At 47.2% G+C, this 8,220-nt stretch carries 6 protein-coding genes and 3 pseudogenes; 2 read left to right on the top strand and 7 right to left on the bottom strand.

Features of this window, described 5'->3' with window-relative positions:
* The 6 genes and pseudogenes from IQ234_RS21400 to IQ234_RS18595 all read right to left on the bottom strand — a co-directional run.
* Window positions 1-569 (bottom strand): annotated as a pseudogene (locus IQ234_RS21400) (hypothetical protein); the annotation flags it as partial.
* 22 nt (window positions 570-591) lie between these two features.
* A pseudogene (locus IQ234_RS21845) lies at window positions 592-798 on the bottom strand (YgiT-type zinc finger protein); the annotation flags it as partial.
* Window positions 799-1,046: 248 nt separating this feature from the next.
* Window positions 1,047-1,310, bottom strand: a pseudogene (locus tag IQ234_RS18610) (type II toxin-antitoxin system PemK/MazF family toxin).
* Between the two features lie 65 nt (window positions 1,311-1,375).
* Window positions 1,376-1,618 (bottom strand): AbrB/MazE/SpoVT family DNA-binding domain-containing protein, encoded by a 243-nt coding sequence (locus IQ234_RS18605; protein WP_193958168.1) that lies wholly within the window; start codon window positions 1,616-1,618, stop codon window positions 1,376-1,378.
* A gap of 91 nt (window positions 1,619-1,709) precedes the next feature.
* Window positions 1,710-2,486, bottom strand: coding sequence for a DUF2092 domain-containing protein (locus tag IQ234_RS18600; protein ID WP_193958167.1), 777 nt, complete (start codon window positions 2,484-2,486; stop codon window positions 1,710-1,712).
* A gap of 33 nt (window positions 2,487-2,519) precedes the next feature.
* Window positions 2,520-3,182, bottom strand: coding sequence for a potassium channel family protein (locus tag IQ234_RS18595; RefSeq protein WP_193958166.1), 663 nt, complete (start codon window positions 3,180-3,182; stop codon window positions 2,520-2,522).
* 897 nt (window positions 3,183-4,079) lie between these two features.
* Between IQ234_RS18595 and IQ234_RS18590 the strand changes: the two genes are divergently transcribed.
* Window positions 4,080-4,559 carry a hypothetical protein gene (locus tag IQ234_RS18590; RefSeq protein ID WP_002735718.1) on the top strand — a complete coding sequence of 160 codons (480 nt, stop codon included), beginning with the start codon at window positions 4,080-4,082 and terminating at the stop codon, window positions 4,557-4,559.
* A 222-nt stretch (window positions 4,560-4,781) separates the two neighbouring features.
* The gene (locus tag IQ234_RS18585) at window positions 4,782-6,434 is read left to right on the top strand and encodes an acetolactate synthase large subunit (protein WP_193958165.1); all 1,653 of its coding nucleotides are present in this window, start codon (window positions 4,782-4,784) and stop codon (window positions 6,432-6,434) included.
* A 97-nt stretch (window positions 6,435-6,531) separates the two neighbouring features.
* Here the strand turns inward: IQ234_RS18585 and IQ234_RS18580 are convergent, their stop codons facing one another.
* Complete coding sequence (locus IQ234_RS18580; RefSeq protein WP_110543886.1) at window positions 6,532-7,779, bottom strand: DUF4912 domain-containing protein; 1,248 nt, start codon at window positions 7,777-7,779, stop codon at window positions 6,532-6,534.
* Window positions 7,780-8,220: the final 441 nt, after the last annotated feature.

The following is an 8,220-nucleotide window of genomic DNA, read 5'->3' as shown; positions in this document are numbered from 1 at the left end:
CCCCAACCCGGGGGGACGTAATAACCGCCACCGTACCAACCGCCACCACGCCAGTAACCGTTGCGATTATCGTCAATAAAGTTCTGACGGTTCTGTTGGCGATCGCTAACCTGCTGCTGCCGTTCCCCCTGTCTTTCGCTGCGTTCCCCTTGACGGATATCGGTTCTTTCGGTGCGTTCCCCCTGTCTTTCCCCCTGTCTTTCGGTGCGTTCCCCTTGACGGTTTTGTTGATTAGTTTGTCTTTCCCCCTGTCTTTCGGTGCGTTCCCCTTGACGAGTTTGTTGATTAGTTTGTCTTTCCCCCTGTCTTCCAGAAAAATCTCTAGAGGGTTGGGAACGATTACTGAAATCTCTAGAGGGTTGGGAACGATTACTAAAATTCCCTCGGTTTTGCAGATCACTACTGCGGTTAACCCGTGGGGAAGCTCCACCACCGCCACGACTACCACCACCACCGCCACGACCACCGCCACCGCCATCGCGAGCGTCCACATAATCCGTGATCAGTAAACTTGTACCCAAAAGGAGGGCAGCAAGAACACATAAGTTTTGACATAAAGATCTTTTCATAGCCCGGACTCCTTGATTTTTTTATTCGCCTTGGCTGCTTATCTTCCCAGATTATTTTCTGCAAGCGTTCGACGGTTTCTGGTGCAAAAAAACGCTCTCCTGTTTCTACACAAACTCTGGCGGGAACATTTTCTATAATAAAGAATTTGCCATTAACTTCAAGGGTATAAATAAATCTGGGTTGGGTTCGGATAGAGTAAGGCTTTTGATAAGGGACTTGCGCTTTGATAATCTACCTTTTGGGCGAACGCAGTTCGCCCCTACATTGTGGACAAAATCCGTTACTGTAGGGGCGCAAAGCTTGCGCCCTCCGATCGATCAGGTTTGCTGATCACTCTAAGTAGGGGGAGAGCCTTCGAGAGCCTCCGCAGCTAAGGGACTTGCGCTTTGATAATATGCCATCTGGCTGGTCTGATTCTTCTACAGAGCGATTTTCTGGCTGGGATATTATTCCCACGCAAGTCCCTAATGTCCCGATTAGAACAGAATCGGCTTAATTCTTCTGAGAACATCCTGGAGCAACCGTTCTGGACACTTGCCGATAAAGCTCGCTTTTCTCCCTCGGAAGTCCAACGATCGCAGTTGATCTACCATGATAACTCCTGTCACTGCCTCTCCATCTGGAATCTTGACCTAGAAAGGGTTCTGGCGTTGCGTATTGCTCACTGGAAAGACAAAGGCAAAACCAATCTTGCGATTAAAATCAATATGGCTTACCACCAGTGCTGGACGATTACCCATTTGCTCATGTCCAATTTTTGGGTCAAAGCTCAACCGCAGGAAATCTCCACGTTCTGGAATGTATGTCACCAAACCTCCTCTCCCATTGGCCGTCCCCAATCCACTTCCGGCTCCGGTGATTCAACAACCTCAGCCAGTAGTTCTTCTAGACTTAACTCAGGCAAGGCTTGAATTAGCTCAATTACTAGCTTTCCGTTGTCCACAGAACATTCAACAACGTCCTTAGGATTGAGGTTCAGTGCCTCCACCGCATACTTGGGAATCCGAATCGCTAAAGAATTACCCCAGCGTCCAATCTGCGACTTCATGATCCCACCTCGAATTCGTTAGATATTCAAAGTATATCAAAACGCTGATTTAGGGGAATACCGACAAGCGATCGCATTTTATGAACGGGGTTTAAGGCTGGGATTGATTATCCCTAGGGGGTAGAAGTTCGATAGGGATCGACTCTGATCCCGGTTGGAAAGTGAAAGTATCGGCGGGTGTACTAGGCTTAAAATTCCAATCGGATAATATTGCCGTGTACTGGGGTGAACCGGGTAGAGTTTTATAGGTGATAATCGCTTTCCTCAGCAGGGGGGGGGTATCCTGCGTGACCCAGATTTGATAATCGCGATCGCTACCGATCAGCAGCAGGTGATACATCGGTTCGCGGTTGACCATGTCGTTGCCGATAAAAATAATTTGCTTGACATCGGCCATTAGATCTGCACAGGGATCGTTCGCTGCTAGATTTGACATGGGAATGCTGATCCCGTACCTTTGCTCTACTTGGTCTAAGGCTTTATCTAGAGTATTCGGTGCTGGTTTCGTAACGTATAGATCCCGTTCCAGATCCGCAAGGGTGAAGGTTTTACCATCGTAAAAAAAGCGGGTAACTCGTTCATCTCCAGTGTAGTCCGAGCGCAGGCGATTGGGTTTCTCTACCCAGATGTTTTGATAGGCGCTGTACTGAACTTTCGCCCCGGAGTCGAGTACATCGTCATAGGTGACATCCATATTGACGGTGAACGCTCGCTGTTTGGTTAAATTAGCACAGAGTTGCTCGATCACCTGTTCCGCCGTTTTTGGGCGGATTTCCTGGGCCAGAGTCGGTATTTCCGCCAAGACTGCCGCAGCAGTGACCCAAGGCAAAAGCAAAGAAAGAATCGGGATAAAGCGACGCATAATCATCTAATATTCCCCCAAGGCGATCGATTGTTTTGGTTAACGACCATTGTGTAAACTGACTAAACGAGCGATAAAAACGGCGGGATAGAGAACTCCAGTCATTCCTTCTAAATTGGCTAGAACTCTAGCGACTTTACTGGCAGGAACTATATCACCGTAACCAACCGTGGCCAAGGTAGTAAAGCTGAAATGAAGTAGATCGGACTGGTTGACGGTTGTAGCGGCGGAGCTAAAGGAATCGGGGTCGAAAATCTGGACGATATTATAAGCGGATGCCCAGAAAAATCCTAAGAGAAAATAGACACAAATTCCCCCTTTGATGATATCTGATGTTACCTGTTCGGCGAGAATTAATTCTAGTAAAATCGAGTACACGCATAAACTAACAAAAGCTAGAGAAATTAATGTACTAGATAGCTCGAACCAACGGTTGAAATCGCTATAAATAGGGATAATCGTGCTGAATGCTCGCAGGAGGAGAGCAACCAAAAACAGACCGATATTAAATCTTAAAGCCAATTTACTTCGATCGATCTGATAGACGGCGATGATCAGAGAGAGGGAGAAGAAAAAGAAAATCAGCCAATCTCCCAGGGGTAGATATACTAAAAACGGGTAAATAATGTAGAGCGAGAGCAGATTTGCCAGCAGCCGATTGTATTTATTTTCTGTGGCCTGTATCAATTGACGGAATTTCATAGCGGCAAACCTTTAATTGGCCTAAGCATATACGAAATCTAGCTTTGAGGGCTTTTCTCTCAGGGTAAGCTTATGTAAAATGGTATAAAGTGTACTTGACAAAAAAGATAAAGTGTTGGCGAAAGAGAGGCAGTCCCCTCCAATTAGGGTTTGCGGCAAAAAGTTTGTTGGTGGAGGCAGGGTGTGGGGTGTGGGCTTCGGCCGTGAGCTCAGGCTTCGACGGTGAGCTCAGCCGAACCGCCGAACGGGTGTGGGGTTTTACCGATTTTGAGGTAGTCAGTTACCTAATTTTCAGGGAAAAAGTCCCAGAATTTTACCCCCGATCACTCCAATGGTCAGCACTTTTTGAGGGGAAAAAAGTCTAAAAGCCTTATCCAACAAGGTTTTTAGATTTATTCAGCCAGCCCCAATTATATTATAATAATGACAGCCTAAAGGGTTGGAAACTCCCTAATCCGATAAACTGTATCCTCAATCGCGTTTATGAACACTTGAGCAAACTCAACTGCTTCAGCCTATTTATTCATTGAGGGTCTGAGTATGAAATAGATACCTAATGGCTCAATCAGCCGTATAACCCTAATCCCTTGCAGAAGTCCCAATCCTAGGCAATTGTATCAAACTCTGACAGGAGAAAAACTTGACAACGCCAGAATAGCAGCCCTCAGTCGTTGGGGACGATAAGCATCGGAGGTTATTTGGTTGTCTCTTCAGTCTAGCGATCGCTCAGACTTGATGCGTTATGATAGCAAATTAAATAGAGCATTCATTCGATCGCCCTCAAGTGAGGGACTTCTGCTGAGACTAAGTTAAAGTTATAAAAAGCTCACACTCCCAGAAAGCCATTTATTTTCTAGAATAGAAGATTACCTGGATTATTTTTGCGGGGGGCAATCGGTGATTCTCAATTTTTCCCTAAGGATTGTAGCGGCCAAAGGCAGACTATTCTGTAAGTTTTCACTCTACAAAACCTATCGGGTGGTCAGCAGCGCCCCTGTCGATGTCCTCTGGCAAAAATTAATCAATGTGGCCGATGTCTCTTGGCATCCTTTGATCGCCAAGGCTGATGTTCCCTTGGGTTTAATCGCTAAACCGGGGTTAATCTATCAAGCTGTCACCCGTCTGACTCCCATTCCTATCCGGGTTTTCGTGGAAAATGTCCGCCCCGGGGAACTCCTCAGCCTCAGAGTTCTCGCTATCCCCGGTATGGAACAGAAAATGACCTACCAAGTGGAATCAACCCTCTGTGGTACTTATATTTCCTATTCTGTCACCCTGCGCGGTTGGCTGTCCCCCTTTATCTGGTGGTTAAGTCGTCCCTATTTAGCCAAAGTCGCCGCCCAACTGGCCCACGCCGCCGAAGAATTAACGGCCTAAAAAAAATTCCCCCCCCCAATTGTGCTAATAAATAATCTGCCAAGGGTCAAGATCTAAGTCACAATGGTATATGGATAGACTTAAACAAAATTTTATTCAGCTACATTGGTACATATAGTCTACTGATATCATCCCGACGAGTTGAGCGCAACAACCTCAATTCGCCGGGATGAACTATCTCTAGAGACTTTACTGATGAAGTAAGCTCTACAGGAGGGAATTATGGGGGAATTAAACACAGCCGAACTTCTAGTTAAATGTCTAGAGAATGAAGGGGTCGAGTATATTTTTGGGCTACCCGGGGAAGAAAACCTCGATGTTTTGGAAGCCCTAAAAAACTCCTCGATCAAATTTATCACCACCCGTCACGAACAGGGCGCGGCTTTTATGGCCGATGTCTATGGACGCTTGACGGGAAAAGCGGGGGTTTGTCTCTCCACCCTAGGACCAGGGGCGACTAACCTAATGACAGGGGTAGCTGATGCTAACCTGGATGGGGCGCCCTTGGTGGCTATCACTGGCCAGGTGGGAACCGATCGGATGCACATTGAATCCCATCAATACCTGGATCTGGTGGCCATGTTCGCCCCAGTGACGAAATGGAATAAACAAATCGTGCGGCCGGGTATCACCCCAGAAGTGGTACGGAGAGCCTTTAAAACCGCCCAAAGTGAGAAACCGGGGGCAGTTCATATCGATCTTCCTGAAAATATCGCCGCTATGGCTGCCGATGGTAGTCCTTTGCCCCTCGATAGTCAGGAAAAAGTTTACGCTTCCTATCGGACTTTGAACATGGCGGCGGCGGTGATTTCTAAAGCGAAAAATCCCTTGATTTTGGCGGGAAATGGGGCAATTCGCGCTAATGCTAGTGAGGCTTTAACGGAATTCGCCACGGCCTTGAATATCCCTGTGGCTAACACTTTTATGGGTAAGGGGGTGATTCCCTATACCCATCCTCTGGCTCTTTGGGCGGTAGGATTACAGCAACGGGATTTGATTAGTTGTGCCTTCGATCGCAGTGATTTAATTATCGCTGTTGGTTACGATTTAATCGAGTATTCCCCGAAAAAATGGAATCCAGACGGGAAATTACCGATTATTCACATCGGCATGACTCCGGCGGAAATTGACAGCAGTTATGCCCCGGTGGTGGAAGTGGTGGGTGATATTACCGATTCTCTCATCGATATCCTCAAACGGGCCGATCGCCAGAATAAACCAACTCCTGTCACCGCAGGATTAAAGACGGAAATTCGGGCCGATTACGAAACCTATGCCAATGATACGGGTTTTCCGATCAAGCCACAAAAATTGATCTACGATCTGCGTCAGGTGATGGGACCAGAAGATATCGCCATTTCTGACGTGGGCGCTCATAAAATGTGGATGGCCCGCCATTATCACTCCGATTGTCCTAATACTTGCATTATTTCTAACGGTTTCGCCGCTATGGGTATTGCTATCCCTGGTGCGATCGCCGCTAAGTTAGTTCATCCCGATAAGCGCATTGTGGCGGTGACGGGAGACGGCGGTTTTATGATGAATTGTCAGGAATTGGAGACAGCTTTGCGGGTGGGAACTCCCTTCGTCACTCTCATCTTTAATGATGGCGGTTACGGTTTAATCGAATGGAAGCAGTTTAACCATTTTGGGACATCTTCTTTTATTAAGTTTGGTAATCCCGATTTTGTTAAATTTGCCGAAAGTATGGGATTAAAAGGCTATCGGGTGGAATCTGCTCAGGATTTGATCCCGATCCTAGAGGAGGCTTTCCGGCAAGATGTCCCTACGGTGATTGATGTTCCCGTCGATTACGGTGAAAATCTGCGTCTTTCCCAAAAATCGGGCGATTTAAGCTGTCAGATTTGGGAATAGAAGTTGATAGCGTTGACAATCCCCAAAAAATCCCCTAACTAAATCTCAGTTAGGGGGAAGTAATTGGTTTGGCTTTGGTAACGTTAGAAAACCCAATCTAGAACAACCATTCTAGAACCGCCTCGTCTTTAGTGTTGGTATTGCGAGAGGGGGTTTCCCGGGTAAATTTCATGTGGATAGAACGATTTTGTTCACCATCGGCGGCTACAGCCATAATTGGATAATCGATTAAACCGTCTTGGAAGGACATCTGATAGCGGAAAGTGCCATCGGGATTGAGTTTAATCGGACGACCACCGATAGTTACCGTGGCATCGGGTTCGGTGGCACCATAGACGATTAATTCTGCATCGGCAACTAACCAGAATTTGCGCGGACGTTGTAGGGTTTCCGAAGCACCCATACCGATACCGGAAGCAGTCATGCCGATACCGGAAGCGGTTAGTCCCGATACCGTGGGAACTGCCCACATACCAACCCCAGAGGGGAATACATAGGAACTGATCACTTCCGACATCGGTACGGAACCAGCGACGTGCTGCATGGAACCAAACAAGGAACCGGCCACCCGTAGGGCCTCGATATCGCCGACACTCTCGAAAATTTGGTCGTAGATGGGGCTAGTTCCCGTGGTTCCGGCGCTGCTGCCGTAGCGTTTGCTGGGGGGAACGAGTTCGTAAACAGTTTTACCCACCAGTTCTTCTTCCCAGTTAACGGTGACAAAAATATCTTCAATCCAGTCGGAAGGATAGACGGGAGGAATCCGTACTAAAGGAGAACGGGCCAAAACTAACCAACGACCATCAGCACAACGATAACCGATATCGATAACATAATCTCGATCGCTGACCGGAATCGGTAAATACCATTCCCGGGCCAATTCATCACAGAGATATTCTTGGACGCTATGCGCGCCTTGGCTATTGAGATCGATATCGGTGACATCATAAAGACGTAGGGCTAACTGTTGTCCTCCTTGACGACGGAGATCTTCTTTCGATTCGTTGGGGATATCCCAGTAAGCATAGGCCCACTGAGGATCGCGAGGTAGGAGGGTAATGCGATTTTCACCGTAGCCACCGGGCAGATCTCCTAAACCATCATCCACTGAACCTAGGATATCTTCGATCGGGTGAGCTTGACCTAATTCAAATTTTGCTGCTTCCACTGGTTTTTCCTCTTTAATAATAGATTTAAAATTGCCGCTTACTCCCATAGCTTGGGTAATTGCCTCGATTAATTGCGTTTTCCGCATCCGACTGTAACGAGAGATGCTGTATTGACTGGCAACTCGTCGCAGTTGCCGCAAGGTCATCTCATCTAAGGGGGGGTATTCTGGAACCATGAGTTGACGCTCTCCGATTAGTTACGACGGCAAATGTTTTTGGGCATTTGCAAAAGCAGTGATCTGGGTAATCCTTCTAACTACTCATCGATTGCTTTGTGAACGAGAAATCCACTCGATGGGGATCAAGGGAATCGCTTGTTATAAATACCTATTAAACAGCAAGATTCTGATTTTGACCAAGTACATTGTCATGATTTCTTGATAAAACCGCCAAACCCTTGATCCCAAAGAGATTGTTATATCAGGAAGTTTTGATATTCTTATTGGCTGTTGGGGTTTTAGGGTGTTGGGGTGGTCACTGTGTGCGCGACGTTCGGCGATGCTCAGTCGAGCCGTTGCGGGGGGTGTTAGGGTGTTGGGGTGTTAGGGTGTTAGGGTGTTGGGGTGTTAGGGTGTTGGGGTGTTAGTTGAAATTCCCCCACGTCCCCACTCCCCCAC

Source organism: Microcystis aeruginosa LEGE 91341 (genome assembly GCF_015206885.1).
GTDB classification, from domain to species: domain Bacteria; phylum Cyanobacteriota; class Cyanobacteriia; order Cyanobacteriales; family Microcystaceae; genus Microcystis; species Microcystis aeruginosa_H.
Note: the sequence above shows the minus strand (reverse complement) of the source record. Positions and strands in the feature narration are given on the sequence as shown.